Genomic DNA, 15708 nt, shown 5'->3' with positions numbered 1-15708 from the left:
GTGGTTATAAGCCTGCAGAATCCGGGAACCCGCAACGCAGTGGTGCCCGCCAGGGGCGCCCTCAGGTCAGGAGTCTGAAATGGTCGGAACAATTGTCTTGGCTCTTGTTGTCGGCGCAATCATTGGTGTCGTGGCGCGTGTTGTCATGCCGGGTAAGCAAAACGTGGGCATGATCATGACGGTCCTTCTCGGCGCTGCGGGCGGGTTACTCGGATCGGCTATCGCCAGCCATTTCGGATACGCAAACGCCAACGGTGGAATCGCCTGGATCCCGTTCTTCATCGGAGTGGGGCTTGCGGTCCTCTTCATTGCCGCTTACGAGGCGGTCACCGGGCGCCGCACCCGGACCGGCACCTTCCGCTGAGGCCGGGCTGCACCACCAGGTCAGTGCAACCAGGCCGGCAGGTCTGCACAACACTGCCCTGCGCAGACTGAAGGCGATCCGCACCTCGTCGACGGCGCTATCGATGCAGCCGTCGGCGAGGTGCGGCTTTTCTGGCCATCCACTGTCCAGGTAATCTACGACCACCTGGAAAAGGAAAGCGCCACAATAAAATTTGACGAAGCGATGGCCTCGGACTGACGGTCAGGCCTCAGCGCCGATAGTCCGGCAGCTTCTCCGCGAGTTCGGTGAACAACGCCTGGTTCAGCGTGAATGCCACCCGCACCTCTTCGACCGCGCGATCGATGGCATCGTCCTCGAGTGCGAGCCCGTCCAGCCTGGCGCGGTAGGCATCTTTGTACGGCTTGGCGCGCACCGGGAAGTTGTAGAACGCCAAGCCCGCCCCGTCCAGCCCGAAGGTACGGTCGAGAATCTTTCCGATCGCCTGTCCACCGGACAGGTCGCCGAGGTAGCGGGTGTAGTGATGGGCCACCAGCGTGCCACCCCAGGAGGCGCCCGTCAGCCGGTCTCGATACGTCCGGGCGGCGGGGGAGTCGATGTGCCGGTCGGCCGCCGGGGCCCAGAAGTCCAGGTCGGCGTCGATGGCCGCCAGACGCTCCAGTGACGGGTCGTAGACGGCGGCGACCAACGGGTCGTCGCGGCGGGCCCGCACCGCGGCCTCGAGTGCTTCGTAGATCACCCGCAGCCGTAGCAGGTAGTCGGCGTAGCCCCGGCGGTTGACCCGGCCGGAGAGCAACTCGGACACGAAGGGCGATTGTTCTGCCGCCTCGTGCTCGGCCGCCGAGCCTTCCTTCATCGCAACGGAGAAGGGGCGGACAGCCTCGGCAGTCCTCGGTCGCATGTCGGCCCCTAGTCTCATCCCGAAGAGTCTGAATCAAAAGATTTTGACAATCTGTCAGAAACGTACCACATCCCTGCCGGACTCGCTCGTCGCTACGGCGCGGATCCCAGCGCGCGCAGCACGAATCGCTCGATCGTCGCCGACGGCAGGTCCCGCGGACCCAGGCAGGCGTGGATCAGCGAGATGGTGGCGGCCCGGTCCTCGATGACGAAGCGCCCGACCCCCACGCCGTCGGCCAGAATCTCGCCCAGCACATCCTCGATAGCGACGACATGCTGGCGGATGGCGCGCATGGTGTCTCGTGACAGCGCGCCGTAAAGCTGAGGCCCCAGGCCCATGTGGAACTGCTCGCCGGCCTTGAGCTGGTACCTGATGTAGATGATCAGGCGCTGCGCCGGGTCGTCGACGCCCGCCAGGTCGGCCCGCAGGCCGTCGATGTAGCGGCTGGTCTCGTGCGAAGCGAACGCGACGACCACCGCTTCCTTGTCGGCGAAGTGGTGATAGATCGCCGTGCGGCCGATGTCCGCCGCCGCCGCGAGCTTGGCCATGGTGATCGCATCGAAGCTGTGGTCGACCATCAGGCGGGCGAAGGCTTCGAAGACGCGTCGCTGTACCTGCTCGCGGTGCTCCTCTACCGAGGAGGCGCTGATCTTGGGCACGCGGCGACTCTAACCCCAACGTAGGATGGTCAGCGGGCAACCGAGAAGAGGGGACAGGGGCGGGTGCGCTCGCCCGGGGCATCGTCGCAGCTACTGCGTCGCGAACGCGGACCGCAATCCGCAGAAAACGGCTTGTCATGACGTCATCGATGATGAGGCCATTACGAGGTCTGGCAGCGGGCCTGCTGGTGTTGGCGGTCGCGGGCTGCTCTCCCGACCGCACCGCGGCTCAGCCCGCCACCCCAGCCGTTTCCCGTGCCGATGCGCTGATCGTCAGCATTGAAGAAGTCCGTCGCATCGCCAACTACGAGGAACTCACCGCGCATTCGCATGCGGACCTGCGGCAACCGCCGGCCGGTGACATGAATGCGCCGGGACCGTGCCGGGCCGCCGGAATCAGCGATGTCACCTTCGGCACCGGTTGGTCGGAATTCCGCAGTGCGGGCTATCACGGCATTACCGACGACCTGAAGCCCGGCGGTCCGGCCATGATTCAGACGGTCAGTCAGGCCGTCGCCGTCTACCCCGACTCGAGCACCGCCCGGGGTGTCCTGCACCAGCTCGATACCTCGCTGCAGGCGTGTGCCGCGCTGGGCGACCCCCGCTACGACTTCACCCTCGACCGGCCGGATTCGGCCACCGTGCGGATCACTGCCCGCGCGTGGAGCCACGTGTACCGGGAGAAGTCCGCGGTATTGATGTCCGTCGGAGTGTTGGGGCTCGAACCGGCCGACCAGATCGCCCGGACCATCTTGCAGACGGCGACCGAGCGCGTCGGGTAGCGCGGGCTTCGATCATCGCGACCCGCTAACCGAGTACCGGGATCAGCAATCGCGACGACGAGCGAACGGTGTTGCGGCTGCTGGTGCCGACGCTGGCGTGACGGAAGTTCATGATCGCCGGAGTGGACCGATCCTGATCATCGCTGGTGAGTACGAGCCGAATTCGGTGGCCGGACTGGAACCGTCGAGCGTTGGGCACCAACGGGATTCGATATTCCACGTCCTCCCCGATCGGCACCGCCTGCGGGTTTCGGCACGGCAGCACCGGAGCGCCGGGGCGGCTGGCCGACTCGTCGACCTCCCGCAAACTGGCGCGTAGCCACCCTGCGGTCACATCGGTGATCTCGCCGTCAGGGCCCACGTCCTGCAGGGTCGCCATCCAGGCGGTGTCGATTGCCGTAGCGGATGCGACGAGGCGCAATTCGAAGTCGCCGACGGCGTCGAGGCTGTGGGTGAGCGGGGCGCTGGTCCAGGTCAGTAATGCGGGTGGGTCGATCGGGCTGGGCTTGGTGCGGCCGAGACCGGCACCCAGCACCAGATAGTCGCGGGAGCCCGGCTTGCCTTCGTCCTCGCCGAGGTCGCCGTCGGCGCGCAGGGCGAACTCCCGATGGGCGGCCTCCGGCGGCGGCCACGATTCGGCGGTACGCCACTCGTCCGCGCCCGGCAGGAAGTAGCGGACGGCCGGTCCCTCGAGGATGCCGGTGTCGCGGCCCTTGAGCCAATGGTCGTACCAGGCCAGCGCCTCGGTGTGCATGCTCTCCCACGGCCAGGTCAGTCCGAACTTCCCCAGCATCCCCATCCGCACACAGGCGTTGTCCGACAGGCCCTTCCACGCGGCGAATGTCGACGGCAGGTGCAGCGGCACGTTCTCCCAGTCGCACCCGAGATACACCGGGATGTCGACTTCCTTGAGAAGCGGCAGCAGGTTTCGTTGATCCCACCATTCGTCGTGGGTGGGGTGGTTGACCGCCGCGTCGAGCCACAGCTCGTCCCACGGGTGCGGGTCGTGCGGCAGCTTCATCAGCTGGCGCAGCATGGTGACCGCGGCCTCGCCGTTCATGGTGGCGAACTTCTTGTGCAGCCGCGGCGTGTGCAGCACCCGGCGCGCCAGGCTCACGGGAAGGCTGCGCCAGAGTTTGTCGCTGCGCTCGGAGGTCAGGCCGATCATCGACAGGAACGGGGTGACAAAGGCTGAGCTGAACAGGCCGTGGTGACTGGCGGCTTCGTAGATATCCGCAGTGACCGCGACCGGGAAGATCGCCTTGAGGTGGGGCGGGCGCTCAACGGCCGCCTCGAGCTGGGACACGGCGAAGTAGCTGATGCCGAGCATGCCGACGTTTCCGTCGCACCACGGCTGAGCGGCGACCCACTCGACGAGGTCGTACAGGTCCCGGCGCTCCTGGGGGTCGGCGAAGCCGAAAGTGCCGCCGGAACCATTGGTGCCGCGCAGATTGGCGATCACATGCACATACCCGCGTGGCACCCAGAAGTCGGTCACGCCGGCCTCGATGAATCCGGCCGGAGCGCCGAAATCCTGCATCTGGCGCGGATACGGTGAGGCGGCCAGTAGCGCGGGAAAGCGGCCGTGCGCGTCGGGCCGGTGCACATCGGCCAGCAGCGTGGTGCCGTCCCGCATGGCGATCGGCACGTTGTCATCCCGCCGGCGGCGATACTGCGGCTCGCTGAGGTTGCGGTATTCCCGGCCGGTGGTCTGCGGACCGTTGAGTGCCATCGTCATAGTTTCACGCTACGTTGAGATTAATCTCAACGCAAGAGGAATTTTCTGCCGTCGAGCTCGCCGCTGGCGTGGCGCTGCCGGCGGGCGGTGACGGGCCGGGACAATGGTGGGATGCGTTGTCGCAAGGCTCTGCTGGTGGTCGTCGCGGCTGCGCTTGTCGCGGCGTCTGCCGGTTGCCAGTCCGGGCGGTCCGCCTCGATGGCCGTTCGGCCCGTCAACACCACTGCTCCGTCCGGCCCCGGTGTGCCGCCGCTGAGCCAGGAGGCACACGCCGCCCAGTTCGTGGACGTCCGGTCCGTGGTTCCCGACGCGATCATCGATCTGCGGTATGCGACGACGAACAATTTCACCAAGACGCAGTTGTATCCCGCTGATGCGCGGTGCCTCGTGCACCAGTCCATGGCGCCGGGTCTGGCCGCCGCAGCCAACGCGCTGCGTCCGCAGGGGCACGTCCTGGTCTTCTGGGACTGCTATCGCTCACATGATGTGCAGGTCAAGATGTTTCAGATCGTGCCGAACCCGGCCTGGGTGGCGCGGCCCGGTCCGTACGCAACCAGCCACGAGGCAGGGCGTTCGGTCGATGTCACCTATGCGGGCGGACTGTCGCAATGCCCGGCCCAGCAGTTGGTCAGCGGAATCTGCCTTGCCGACATGGGTACCGATTTCGACGATTTCACCTCGCGCGCAAACGCTTTCGCGACTCAAGAGGTCAGTACCGAAGCCCAGGCCAACCGTAAGCGACTACGGGACGCGATGAACTACGGGGGTCTGACCGTCTATTCCGGAGAGTGGTGGCATTTCGACGGACCCGGCGCCGGCGTGCAACGGCCGATTCTCAATGTCCCCCTCGACTAGCTGTCTCACATAGTGAGTTATCAGTCTCATAATCTGATCACAAGCGCTAGGCTGGGGTCGCCCACCTACCGAGCCTGTGAGGAGTGGTCGTCGTGAGCGAGGCACATCGAGCCGTGTACACACACGGGCATCACGAGTCGGTGCTGCGCAGTCACCGGCGACGGACCGCCGAGGACTCCGCGGGCTACCTGCTGCCGCATCTGCGGCCGGGGCTGTCCCTGCTCGACGTCGGGTGCGGCCCGGGAACGATCACCGTCGATCTGGCAACCCGCGTCGGTCCCGGGGGATCGGTGACGGCGGTCGAACTCACCGACGACGCACTGGACCTGGCGCGGGCCGAGGCGCAACGACGCAACGCGTCGAACGTTTCCTTCGTCACCTCCGACGTGCACGCGCTCGAGTTTCCCGACGACACGTTCGACGTCGTCCACGCCCATCAGGTGCTGCAGCACGTGGCCGACCCGGTGCAGGCGCTGCGCGAGATGCGGCGGGTCTGCGTGCCGGGCGGCATCGTCGCCGCCCGAGACGCCGACTACGCCGGATTCGCCTGGTTTCCCCGCATTCCGTTGCTGGACCGGTGGCTCGAGTTGTACGAGAAGGCGGCGCGCGCGAACGGCGGCGAACCCGACGCGGGCCGCCGGCTGTTGTCGTGGGCACAGCGGGCCGGCTTCGACGACATCACTGCGACCGCCGGGATGTGGTGCTACGCGACGGCCGAAACCAGGCAGTGGTGGGGCAGCATGTGGGCCGACCGCATCCTGCAATCTGACCTGGCCCGCCAGTTGGTGAACACGGGACTTGCGGATTATGCAGAGCTGGAAGAGATTTCGGCGGCCTGGCTAGCCTGGACCGCCGCGCCCGACGGGTGGCTGGGTATCCCGCACGGGGAAGTGCTCTGTCGCGCTTGAGGTTTAGCCCTTGAGGCTCAACGTGCCAGCGCGTTGCGGGTGAAGTCGGCTGCCTGGTTGGCCATTCCGTTGTCCCGGTAGGAGCTGTGGGCGGCGCGGTCACGCCCGCCCGGCGCGCACACCGGATCCCCGTCGGCGCACAGTTGCAGGGTCTTGGCGGCGTACAGAGGTCCGATGTTGATGGGGGGCGCGCTGCGGTCCACCAGGTGCAAGAACCCGTCCGAGGGCGGCGCGAAGAGCACCACGGCGGCGACCTTGGCGGCAACCGCGGGCGGCATGGGCCCGATCCCGTCGGGCAGGGCAACGCCGTCCGGAACGGAGTCGGTGGTGGTGTACGCCGCGACGGCCGCACCCTGGGAATAGCCACCCAGGACGATCCTGGTGTTCGGGCAATTGGCCGCGGTGGCTTCGACCTTGCTGCTGGCATCGGCGACGCCGTCGACCGCCCGGCCGAAGTCCAGCGACGCCGGGTAGTTGACCGGATCCACGCCCACGGTCTTGCCGGCCAGGCGTGCATTGAGCGCATCGACGAACGCCTGACCGGTGGCGCCGACGCCGGGCGCCTCGAACGTGCCGCGGGCGAACACCACGTCGACGTCGGGGCAGCCGGGATCGGCGGCGGCTCGTGGTGCGACGCCTGACGATCCGACGAGGGCCACCACGGACATCACCATCGCGGCCAGCCAGGCGGCCACCGGTGGTAACGACAGCGCGGGCAATCTACTGCAGCTCAAGGTCGGCTCTTTTCGTCGGGAGGTCCGCCGATTACGAACCTGTGGCGGGAGCAGTTTGTTCCGGGGTTCTTCAGGCGCGTGCTGAGCCTAATTCACCCGCCGGACCGCCGCAGGGCACGCGCGATCGGCCCCGGAGCGCGGGTCGCGGGGCATTTACCCACGTGACGGGCGTCGAGGGCGAGCCGTCGACCGGCAATGTCCGCGGCGCGAATGTGCGCATGTTCACACCGGCGCCGGCGGGCGCCAGGCGGCCATCAGTCCCGCGCGGGGTCCTCAGCCGCGGGCCGCAAATCCGACATTTGACCTGCTCAGGTATGTGGTATTGGCATTCTCTTTTTTTGCAAGTACGTTATGCAACGATGGATAACGCAGCCCAGACCCCATCGGGCATCCCGCTTGCGCCGGTGTATGGCCTGGCGGATCGGCGCACCGAGCCTCCGCCGCCGGGGGAGTACCCCTTCACCCGGGGCAACTTCGCGTCCGGGTACCGCGGCAAGTTGTGGACCTTCCGCCAGTACTCGGGGTTCGGGACGGCCGAAGAATCCAACCGCCGCTACCGCTACCTGCTGGACCAGGGCGGTACCGGTTTGTCGGTCGCCTTGGACCTGCCCACCCAGTGCGGGTACGACTCCGACGATCCCGACTTCGGTGAGGAAGTCGGCCGCGTGGGTGTCGCGGTCGACACCCTGGCCGACTTCGAGATCCTGTTCGACGGCATCCCGCTGGACAAACTCAGCACCAGCATGACGATCAACGGCACGGCGGCCATCCTGCTCGCCTTCTACGTCGCCGCCGCCGAGCGCAAGGGAATACCGCGGGCCAAGCTCACCGGGACCATTCAGAACGACATCCTCAAGGAGTACGCCTCGCGGGGCACCTGGATCTGGCCACCCGAGCCTTCCCTGCGTCTGATCGCCGACACCATCGAATTCTGCGCGGCGGAGGTGCCGCGGTTCAACGCGATCTCGGTGGCGGGCGCGCACTTTCGCGACGCCGGCGCGACCGCGGTGCAGGAGATGGCGTTCACCCTGGCTGATGGTGTCACCTACTGCGACACCGTGGTGGAACGCGGCCGGATGAGCATCGATGAGTTCGCGCCGCAGATCTCATTCTTCTTCTACACCCATGGCGACTTTTTCGAGGAGGTCGCCAAATACCGTGCGGGACGGCGGCGTTGGGCCACGATCGTGCGGGAGCGGTACGGGTCCAGTAAGGACAAGGCGTCGATGTTCCGGTTCGGCTGCGTCTGCGGCGGCGCATCGCTGTACGGGCCACAGGCGCAGAACAACGTGGTGCGGGTGGCCTACGAGGCGATGGCTGCGGTGCTCGGCGGTGTCCAGTCGATGTTCACCGCGGCGTGGGACGAGCCGTTTGCGCTGCCTTCGGAGGAGTCCACCACCCTGGCGCTGCGCACCCAGCAGATCCTCGCCTATGAAACCGGTGTCGCCCAGGTCGCCGACCCGCTGGGCGGCTCCTATTTCGTCGAGGCGCTCACCGACGCGACCGAGGCCCGCATCATCGAGATCATGGCCGACCTCGAGCAGCACGGTGGCATGGTCAGCGCGATCGAGGACGGCTACCTGCAGGGCCTGATCGCCGACGAGGCCTACAAGATCCACCAGGACATCGAGTCCGGCGCCCGTCCGGTGGTCGGGGTCAACCGATTCGTGTCACAAGAGCCCGAACCCGACGTCGTCAGCTACGAACTCGACGCCGAGGGGCGCGACCTCCAGCTGAAGCGCCTGGCCACCGTGAAGGCCGAAAGAGACAGCGCCGCAGTCGAGTCTGCACTTGCGGCGTTGGCACGTAGCGCCGAGGGAACCGACAATCTCATGCACAAGCTGATCGACTGTGCCAACGCGTACTGCACGGTGGGTGAGATGGTTTCCGCACTCAAGGCGGTCTGGGGCGAATTTCAGCAGCCGGTGGTGTTCTGAATGGCCGCAAGGATTCTGGTCGCTAAGCCCGGGCTGGACGGACATGACCGCGGTGCCAAGATCGTCGCCCGCACCCTGCGCGACGCGGGCTTCGAGGTCATCTACACCGGTATCCGGCAGCGCATCGAAGACATCGCGTCGATCGCCGTCCAGGAGGACGTCGCCGTCGTGGGGTTGAGCATCCTCTCGGGCGCACATCTGAACCTCACCGCGCGCACCATCGAGGCCCTGCGGGCAGCCGATGCCGCGGACATCGCCGTCGTGGTCGGCGGCACCATCCCGCATGCCGACGTGCCCAAGCTGCTGGCCGCCGGCGCTGCCGCGGTGTTTCCCACCGGAACGCAGTTGGACGTGCTGGTGCGCGACATCCGCGCACTCACCGGGACGCCCGAACCCGCACTGGAGGAACCGTGCGCGTCGGAGTGATGATCGGCGCCGAGCGCGGCGACATGGCGCGGAAGGTGGCCAAACTGGTCGCCGACATCGAATGGGCTGAAGCGGCCGGACTGGATACCGCGTGGATGCCGCAGGTGCCCGACGACTTCGACTGCCTGACCATGGTGTCGCTGATGGCAGCGCACACTTCGCGCATCGAGCTGGGCACCGCCGTAGTCCCATTGCAGGCCCAACATCCCATCGCTCTTGCGCGCCAAGCACTTTCCGTGCATGCGGTAGCAACTGGCAGGCTGGCCCTGGGTGTCGGTCCGTCCCACCACTGGATCATCCGCGACATGCTCGGACTGGCCTACGAGAAGCCGGCTGCCTACACCCGTGACTACCTGCAGGTGCTCAACGCCGCCATCACAGGGCCGGGACCGGTTGACGTCGAGAACGATTCGTTCGCGGTGCACAGCCCGACGGTTCTCGCGGCCGATCCCCCGATGCCGGTGCTGGTCGCCGCACTGGGGCCGGTGATGCTGCAACTGGCAGGTGAACTGGCTGACGGCACGGTGCTGTGGATGGCTGACGAGCGCGCGATCGGTGATCACATCGCGCCGAAGATCACCAAGGCGGCCGCCGATGCCGGCCGTCCGGCGCCGCGGATCGTCGCCGGAATCCCGGTATGCCTCTGTGCGCCTGCGGAAGTCGGAGCGGCCAAGGAACGGGCCAACCGAATCCTGGGCGAGGCGGAGGTGTCGCCCAACTACCAGCGCCTGCTCGAACGCGGCGACGCCCGCGACGTCGGTGATCTGTGTGCGGCCGGCGACCCGGAACAGATTCTGGCCCGGATGCGGCGCTTCGCCGACGCCGGCGTGACCGATTTGTCGGTGCGGCTCCTGCCCATCGGTGACACCCGCGACGAACTCGTCGCGTCCAAACGCCGGACGCGCGAGATGATCGCCGAGTTGGCTTCGGAGTTGCGGTGAGCGCAGCGGGGCCGCTGGCCGGGATTCGCATTCTGGAAGTCGGCACCATGCTGGCCGGGCCGTACGCCACCATGCTGCTGGCCGATCTGGGTGCCGACATCACCAAGATCGAGCCGGCCGGCGGCGAGATTTCCCGCGGGGTCGGGGACAGTTACTTCGCCAGCCTCAATCGCAACAAGTCCAGCATCTGTCTCGACCTGAATTCGACGGGCGGGCAGCAGCGTCTGGGCGAGCTTGCGGCGGATTCCCATGCGCTACTGGTGAACCTGAAACCATCGGCGATCCGCCGGCTGGGCCTCACCTACGACGCCCTGAGGCAGCACAACGACAAGCTCGTGTGTGTCGCCATCACCGGCTTCGGGCTCAACGGCGGGGACGATCCGGCGTTCGACTACGTGGTGCAGGCGAGCGTCGGCATCGCCGCACTGACCGGCGACCCGGACGGACCGCCGACTCTGCCGGGCTATTCCTCGGCCGACAACTCCACCGGAATGTGTGCAGCTCTGGGTCTGCTGGCCAAAATCGTGTCCGGTAGCGGTGGCCAGGTGGACGTGTCGCTGCGCGACGTGATGTTCTCGCAACTCAATTACCATGCGGCGGCCTACCTCAACGACGGCACCGAACCGCAGCGGCGCCCTTACGGCGCACACTCGTACTACGTTCCGGCTCAACTTTTTCCGACCTCCGACGGTTATCTCGCCCTGTTCATCACCCACGACGGATTCTGGAAGTCCTTCGCGGAAGAGGCCGGTATCGACGGCTTCGGGACGATGACGCAGCGGGTGGCACGACGCGACGAGGTACTGGCCGTAGTCACCGCGGCCCTGGCGACCGATACCGCGGCAAACTGGGAACGGCGGCTGCGCAAACTCGGGGTACCGGCGGCGGCGGTCCGCACGCTGCCCGAGGCTCTGGCAGCGACTCCGGAAGTCGTCGTGCAGGCCGGCGACTTCCGGTTGGTCGGCAGCCCGATCCGGGTGTCGGACTACGAGCCTCGATACCGACCGCCGCCGGCATTGGAGATCGGCTGAGACGTCAGTTGTCTGGCAGCGGAACCACGACTTCGATGGGTGTGCCCGGCGTCACCGCGATGCCGTTGCGGGTCGTCAGGGCACCAGTCAGCTGTCCGATGGCGGCAGGCAGTCCGGCATGCTCGAGGACGGCGGGATGGAGTTCGAAGGTGGCCTGCCGCAATTGATCTGATGCGACTGTGAGGCTGGCCAGGGAGTCGCTCACGCGCTCGTCCGGGTGCTTCCCGAGATGTTCCGAAATATCCTGGCGGGCGGCCAGCAGGTACTGCAGCGGCACGTCGTGAATGAATTCCGCCATCTGATGCTGCTGCTCGCGCGGCAGTGGCCGAGGCCATGCGGCGGCGGCTGCTGGAATGAGCCCGCCGGCCGGTTAGGCGTCGGCTTCGTGCTCGGCGATCACCTCGAGCAGTCGCGGAATCGGCGGCGGATCCAGTTGCAGCGCACTGGACATGGTCAGCTTGGCCCCGCCCATGCCCTGCAGGACTGCCTGCAGATCGTCACCCTCGATCTCGTAAAGGGCCACATAGGGCCCTTCGCCGTTGACCGGTCGCAGCCGGCGTGCCGACACGATCCCGTCGAGAGCGACCAGTTCGGGAAGGTGGACCTCGTCGTACCAGGTGTTGAACTCCTCTTCGCGGTCCGGCGAACTCGGATACGTCTCGACGTAGATGATGCCTTTGGCCATGGTCGTCGCCTCTCGTGGCTACTCGTAATGAACGGTGATCCGCGTCGTGTCCGGAATGCCCTGGCACGTCAGAATGTAGCCGTCGGCCACCTCGTCGTCGTCCAGGGCGTCGTTGACGCGCATGGTCGCCGTGCCCTCCGTGAGCCTGGCCATACAGGTGCCGCAGTTGCCGGCCTCGCAGTTGAACGGGGGGTCGAGCCCGGCCCGTCGCGCCGTTTCCAGCAAAGTCTCACCAGGAACCAGCGGCACCGACACTTTCCTGCGGTCGAGGTGAATCGTCACCACGGCGGCCTCCGTCATGCGCACCTTCCCCGTACTTGTATTCTTCAGTATAGAGAATACTATTCTCACTAGACGATAGGACCTTCTCAAGACCGCCGGAGGGATCGAGACGTGACCGAACCGGCGGCGCTCGTGTTCGAGGATCGGCACGTGTGCCTGCCTGAACTCGATGCGTTCACCGACAGCCTGGCCGCGACCTTACGGAAGCGTGGAGTCGACGCCGGGCAGCGGGTCGCGCTCATGGCCTCCAACCGGCCGGAATTCATCGCCGCAGTGCACGCGATCTGGCGCGTCGGCGCGGCAGCCGTGCTGATCAGTCCGGCCTGGAAACGCGACGAGGTCGAGCATGCACTCGCCTTGACCGGGCCGGTCGACGCGCTCGGTGACCATCCGGTGCTGGCCGGCCTGATGCCGATGCTGCACCTGGACGAACCCCTTGCGCCCGCCGAACCCGTCGGCGCTCCGGTGTCATCGCAGGCCGACGCGGTGCTGGTCTTCAGCTCCGGCACCACCGGACTGCCGAAGGCAGTACGGCATACACACGCCTCGCTGAACGCGGCAGTGCGGCAGTGGCGCGACGCCCTGGGTTTGACCGAGCGGGACCGCCTGCAGGTCACCACTCCGCCGTCGCACATCCTCGGCCTGCTCAACATCCTCACCGCGCTGCGCACCGGCGCTCGTGTCAGGCTGCACCCGCGTTTCAATATCGACCGGATGCTTCGGCATATCGAAACCGACCGGATCACAGTCGAAATGGCTGTGGCGCCTATCGCGTTGGCGCTGGCCTCGCACCCGGACCTCGAGTCCTACGACCTGTCGTCGCTGCGGTACATCATGTGGGGGGCGACGCCGGTGACCGACAGCATCGCCGAGACAGTGACCCGCCGCACGGGTGTCGGTTGGGTGCCGGCCTACGGCACCACCGAACTGCCGGTGATCGCCTGCAATCCGTTGACCGGGGCGCGGCTGGATTCGGTGGGCCGCGCGGTGCCCGGCGTCCAGTTGCGGGTGGTCTCGATGGACACCGGGGAACCGCAGGGCCCCGGCCACGTCGGCGAGATCCAGGCGCGCGCTGACTCGCTGATGGCGGGATACCTGCCCGCGGCGAGCACCGCCGACGTTTGCGACGACGGCTGGTATCGCACGGGGGACGTCGGATGGCTGGACGCCGACGGCTGGTTGCGAATCACCGATCGCCTCAAAGAGATGATCAAGGTGCGGGGCTTCCAGGTCGCGCCGGCCGAGATCGAAACCGTGCTGCATGGCCATCCGGCGGTGAAGGACTGCGCGGTTTTCGGCGTGCCGGACGGAGCCAACGGCGAGGCCGTCGTCGCTGCCATCGCCACCCGCATTCCGGTCGATGCCGAGGAACTCATCGCCCGGGTCGATGCGAAACTCGCGACGTACAAGCGTCTGAGCCGGGTGGTGTTCGTGACCGAGATTCCCCGCCTGCCCTCGGGCAAGGTGCTGCGCAGAGTGCTCAAGGAGAGCTATGGATGTACGTCTGACTGCTGAACAACAGCAATTGCGTGATGCCGCGGCCAAGATGGCCGACGACCTCGGCCCGGCAGCCGTGCAGGAGCTGTCCGACCAGGGCCGGATTGCGCGCCTGGACAAGCAGATTGACCAGACGGGCTGGCGCTCGTTGCGGTCGGACGGCGCCTCCGGGGTCGAAGTGGCGCTGGTGGCAGAGGAATTCGGCCGGCGACTGGTCGACGCTCCCTTCCTCGGACCGGTACTGGCTGACGACCTGGCCCGCCATCTCGGTTCCACAGCCAGTGCCGCGACGGTGGCGGTCGGCGGCGTCGCTTTCGACACCCGCGGCTATCGGCGCGCATTGCTGCTCTCGAACACGACGGTGTTCGCGACGCAGCTCGACGGCGCCGGCGGCGGAGCCGACCTGACCCGGGCGTGCGCGGGAATCGCGGGTGACGCAGAGGAATTGGGTGAGGTGTCCGCCGAAGTTGCCGACCGCTGGTTTGCTCTCGCGTTGGTCGGCACGGCGGCAGACCTGGTCGGCGCGGCCCGCGGCGCGCAGGCCGTCGCCTGCGACTACGCGAAGATCCGCGAGCAGTACGGCAACCCGATCGGGTCCTACCAGGCGATTGCCCACCTGCTGGCGGAAAGCCTCGCGCTGATCGAGGGTTCGGTGAGCGTGTTGCGCCATGCCGCCTGGGCAGTGGACGAATTGGACCCGGCCGCGGCTATCCAGGCCGCCCGGGTGGCGAAGGTCTACTGTGCACGCGCTACCCGCACCGTGTGCGAGACGTCGATCCAGGTACACGGTGGCATCGGCAACACGTGGGAATGCCTGGCGCACCTATACCTGCGCCGCGCCCTGACATCGACCGAGCTGTGGCCGGTCACCCTGAAGGAGGTCGGCCGTGGACTTTCGTGACTCACCTCAGGAGGCGGAATTCCGGCAGCGGCTGCGCGCGTGGCTTGCGTTGCACGCCAAGGAGTTCGGCGGCTCCGGGGACGAATACTGGGCCCGTCAGGCGGATTGGCACCGCGCGCTCTACGAAGAGGGCTTCTTCGGACTGTCCTGGCCCCGTGATTACGGGGGTTTCGAGCTGCCGCCGGTCTACGACGTCATCGTCGACGAGGAAATTGCGCGGGCGGGCGCCCCGCCGCGCCCCAGCGTCGGGTATCTGGTGATGGGGATCGGTCACCACGGCAGCGATGCGCTGCGGCAGCGGTTTCTGCCCGGCATCATCAACGGTTCCGAGCGCTGGTGTCAGGGGTTCAGCGAGCCGGGTGCCGGTTCGGACCTGGCGTCGCTGACCACCACCGCGACCCGCGCCGGCGACGATTACGTGATCCACGGGCACAAGATCTGGACCAGTTACTCCGACGTCGCCGACTGGTGCCTACTGCTGGCCCGCACCGATCCCGATGCCAAGCGGCACCGCGGTCTGTCCGCTTTCGTGCTTTCGATGAAACAGCCTGGCGTGCAACAGCGTCCGCTGCAGATGATCAACGGCGTCACCAACGAGTTCGGCCAGGTGTTCTTCGACGGCGCCACGGTACCGGCAGATCGCATGGTCGGTGCCCCCGGAGACGGGTGGGCCGTCGCGATGACGGTTGTTGGCCACGAACGGGAACCGTCCACCCTCGGTTACGCGGCCCGCTACAACAAACTGGTCGCGGAGTTGGTGACCCGCAGCAACGGGGACCCGGACGACTCTGTCAAAGAGGAAGTGGCATGGGCCGCGGTGCAGGCCGAGATGCTGACGCACCACGTGCGGCGCCGGCTGTCCGAGCAACTCGACGGTGTGTCGCACGGGCCGGAAGGCTCGTTGGACAAACTGCTGATGACGTGGGTCGAACAGTCCGTCGGGCACGCCGCGCTGGCCGTGGGCGGCACCCGTGACGCCGCACTGTTCAACGCCTACCTGTACAGCCGCGCACAGAGCGTGATGGGCGGGACATCGCAGATACAGAAGAACATCATCGCCTCGCGGATCCTGGGATTGGGAGTCTGAC

The 15708-nt window shown here is 67.0% G+C and carries 18 protein-coding genes; 11 read left to right on the top strand and 7 right to left on the bottom strand.

From position 1 onward, the window contains the following. Positions 1-79: 79 nt before the first annotated feature. Positions 80-364: a GlsB/YeaQ/YmgE family stress response membrane protein gene (locus tag QXH22_RS29400; RefSeq protein ID WP_306247861.1), complete on the top strand. Its 285-nt coding sequence runs from the start codon at positions 80-82 to the stop codon at positions 362-364. 229 nt (positions 365-593) lie between these two features. Here QXH22_RS29400 and QXH22_RS29395 read toward each other — a convergent pair whose 3' ends face one another. Both QXH22_RS29395 and QXH22_RS29390 read right to left on the bottom strand, forming a co-directional pair. Continuing rightward, a complete protein-coding gene (locus QXH22_RS29395) occupies positions 594-1244 on the bottom strand; it encodes a heme oxygenase (biliverdin-producing) (protein WP_306247863.1) in 651 nt (216 codons plus the stop codon). Between the two features lie 92 nt (positions 1245-1336). Next, positions 1337-1903 carry a TetR/AcrR family transcriptional regulator gene (locus tag QXH22_RS29390; RefSeq protein WP_306277764.1) on the bottom strand — a complete coding sequence of 189 codons (567 nt, stop codon included), beginning with the start codon at positions 1901-1903 and terminating at the stop codon, positions 1337-1339. Positions 1904-2052: 149 nt separating this feature from the next. On the opposite strand from QXH22_RS29390, the gene QXH22_RS29385 reads away from it, so the two are divergent. Then, positions 2053-2685: a sensor domain-containing protein gene (locus QXH22_RS29385; RefSeq protein WP_371934356.1), complete on the top strand. Its 633-nt coding sequence runs from the start codon at positions 2053-2055 to the stop codon at positions 2683-2685. 25 nt (positions 2686-2710) lie between these two features. Here QXH22_RS29385 and QXH22_RS29380 read toward each other — a convergent pair whose 3' ends face one another. After that, entirely contained in the window at positions 2711-4423 is a 1713-nt protein-coding gene (locus QXH22_RS29380) for a CocE/NonD family hydrolase (RefSeq protein ID WP_306247869.1), read from the bottom strand. A gap of 111 nt (positions 4424-4534) precedes the next feature. Between QXH22_RS29380 and QXH22_RS29375 the strand changes: the two genes are divergently transcribed. After that, positions 4535-5278 (top strand): M15 family metallopeptidase, encoded by a 744-nt coding sequence (locus tag QXH22_RS29375; RefSeq protein ID WP_371934351.1) that lies wholly within the window; start codon positions 4535-4537, stop codon positions 5276-5278. A gap of 92 nt (positions 5279-5370) precedes the next feature. Further along, the gene (locus QXH22_RS29370; RefSeq protein ID WP_306277763.1) at positions 5371-6186 is read left to right on the top strand and encodes a methyltransferase domain-containing protein; all 816 of its coding nucleotides are present in this window, start codon (positions 5371-5373) and stop codon (positions 6184-6186) included. A 17-nt stretch (positions 6187-6203) separates the two neighbouring features. Here the strand turns inward: QXH22_RS29370 and QXH22_RS29365 are convergent, their stop codons facing one another. Further along, complete coding sequence (locus QXH22_RS29365; protein ID WP_306248025.1) at positions 6204-6860, bottom strand: cutinase family protein; 657 nt, start codon at positions 6858-6860, stop codon at positions 6204-6206. Between the two features lie 419 nt (positions 6861-7279). Here QXH22_RS29365 and QXH22_RS29360 point away from each other — a divergent pair, with 419 nt between their 5' ends. From QXH22_RS29360 to QXH22_RS29345, 4 genes are read left to right on the top strand one after another with little or no spacing between them, the layout of a single operon-like run. Further along, complete coding sequence (locus tag QXH22_RS29360) at positions 7280-8857, top strand: methylmalonyl-CoA mutase family protein (RefSeq protein WP_306277762.1); 1578 nt, start codon at positions 7280-7282, stop codon at positions 8855-8857. Then, on the top strand, positions 8858-9283 hold the full coding sequence (locus QXH22_RS29355; RefSeq protein ID WP_306247876.1) for a cobalamin-dependent protein: 426 nt from the start codon (positions 8858-8860) through the stop codon (positions 9281-9283). Beyond that, positions 9268-10224 (top strand): LLM class F420-dependent oxidoreductase, encoded by a 957-nt coding sequence (locus tag QXH22_RS29350; RefSeq protein WP_306277761.1) that lies wholly within the window; start codon positions 9268-9270, stop codon positions 10222-10224. The genes QXH22_RS29355 and QXH22_RS29350 overlap by 16 nt, the downstream gene beginning before the upstream one ends. Next, positions 10221-11255, top strand: coding sequence for a CaiB/BaiF CoA-transferase family protein (locus QXH22_RS29345; RefSeq protein WP_306247880.1), 1035 nt, complete (start codon positions 10221-10223; stop codon positions 11253-11255). Before QXH22_RS29350 ends, QXH22_RS29345 begins: the two co-directional genes overlap by 4 nt. Before the next feature lie 4 nt (positions 11256-11259). Here the strand turns inward: QXH22_RS29345 and QXH22_RS29340 are convergent, their stop codons facing one another. From QXH22_RS29340 to QXH22_RS29330, 3 genes are all read right to left on the bottom strand, one after another. Further along, the gene (locus QXH22_RS29340) at positions 11260-11553 is read right to left on the bottom strand and encodes a hypothetical protein (RefSeq protein WP_306277760.1); all 294 of its coding nucleotides are present in this window, start codon (positions 11551-11553) and stop codon (positions 11260-11262) included. Between the two features lie 72 nt (positions 11554-11625). Continuing rightward, on the bottom strand, positions 11626-11940 hold the full coding sequence (locus QXH22_RS29335) for a DUF4286 family protein (RefSeq protein ID WP_306277759.1): 315 nt from the start codon (positions 11938-11940) through the stop codon (positions 11626-11628). A gap of 18 nt (positions 11941-11958) precedes the next feature. Next, positions 11959-12240: a 2Fe-2S iron-sulfur cluster-binding protein gene (locus tag QXH22_RS29330; RefSeq protein ID WP_306247888.1), complete on the bottom strand. Its 282-nt coding sequence runs from the start codon at positions 12238-12240 to the stop codon at positions 11959-11961. Between the two features lie 93 nt (positions 12241-12333). On the opposite strand from QXH22_RS29330, the gene QXH22_RS29325 reads away from it, so the two are divergent. From QXH22_RS29325 to QXH22_RS29315, 3 genes are read left to right on the top strand one after another with little or no spacing between them, the layout of a single operon-like run. Beyond that, positions 12334-13737: a class I adenylate-forming enzyme family protein gene (locus QXH22_RS29325; protein ID WP_306277758.1), complete on the top strand. Its 1404-nt coding sequence runs from the start codon at positions 12334-12336 to the stop codon at positions 13735-13737. Continuing rightward, entirely contained in the window at positions 13715-14620 is a 906-nt protein-coding gene (locus tag QXH22_RS29320; RefSeq protein ID WP_306277757.1) for an acyl-CoA dehydrogenase family protein, read from the top strand. The genes QXH22_RS29325 and QXH22_RS29320 overlap by 23 nt, the downstream gene beginning before the upstream one ends. Beyond that, positions 14607-15707: an acyl-CoA dehydrogenase family protein gene (locus tag QXH22_RS29315; RefSeq protein ID WP_306277756.1), complete on the top strand. Its 1101-nt coding sequence runs from the start codon at positions 14607-14609 to the stop codon at positions 15705-15707. The genes QXH22_RS29320 and QXH22_RS29315 overlap by 14 nt, the downstream gene beginning before the upstream one ends. Position 15708: the final 1 nt, after the last annotated feature.

Origin of the sequence: Mycobacterium sp. TY814 (assembly GCF_030755175.1) — a bacterium.
Classification (GTDB): domain Bacteria; phylum Actinomycetota; class Actinomycetes; order Mycobacteriales; family Mycobacteriaceae; genus Mycobacterium.
This window is presented reverse-complemented; position numbering and strand designations above follow the sequence as displayed.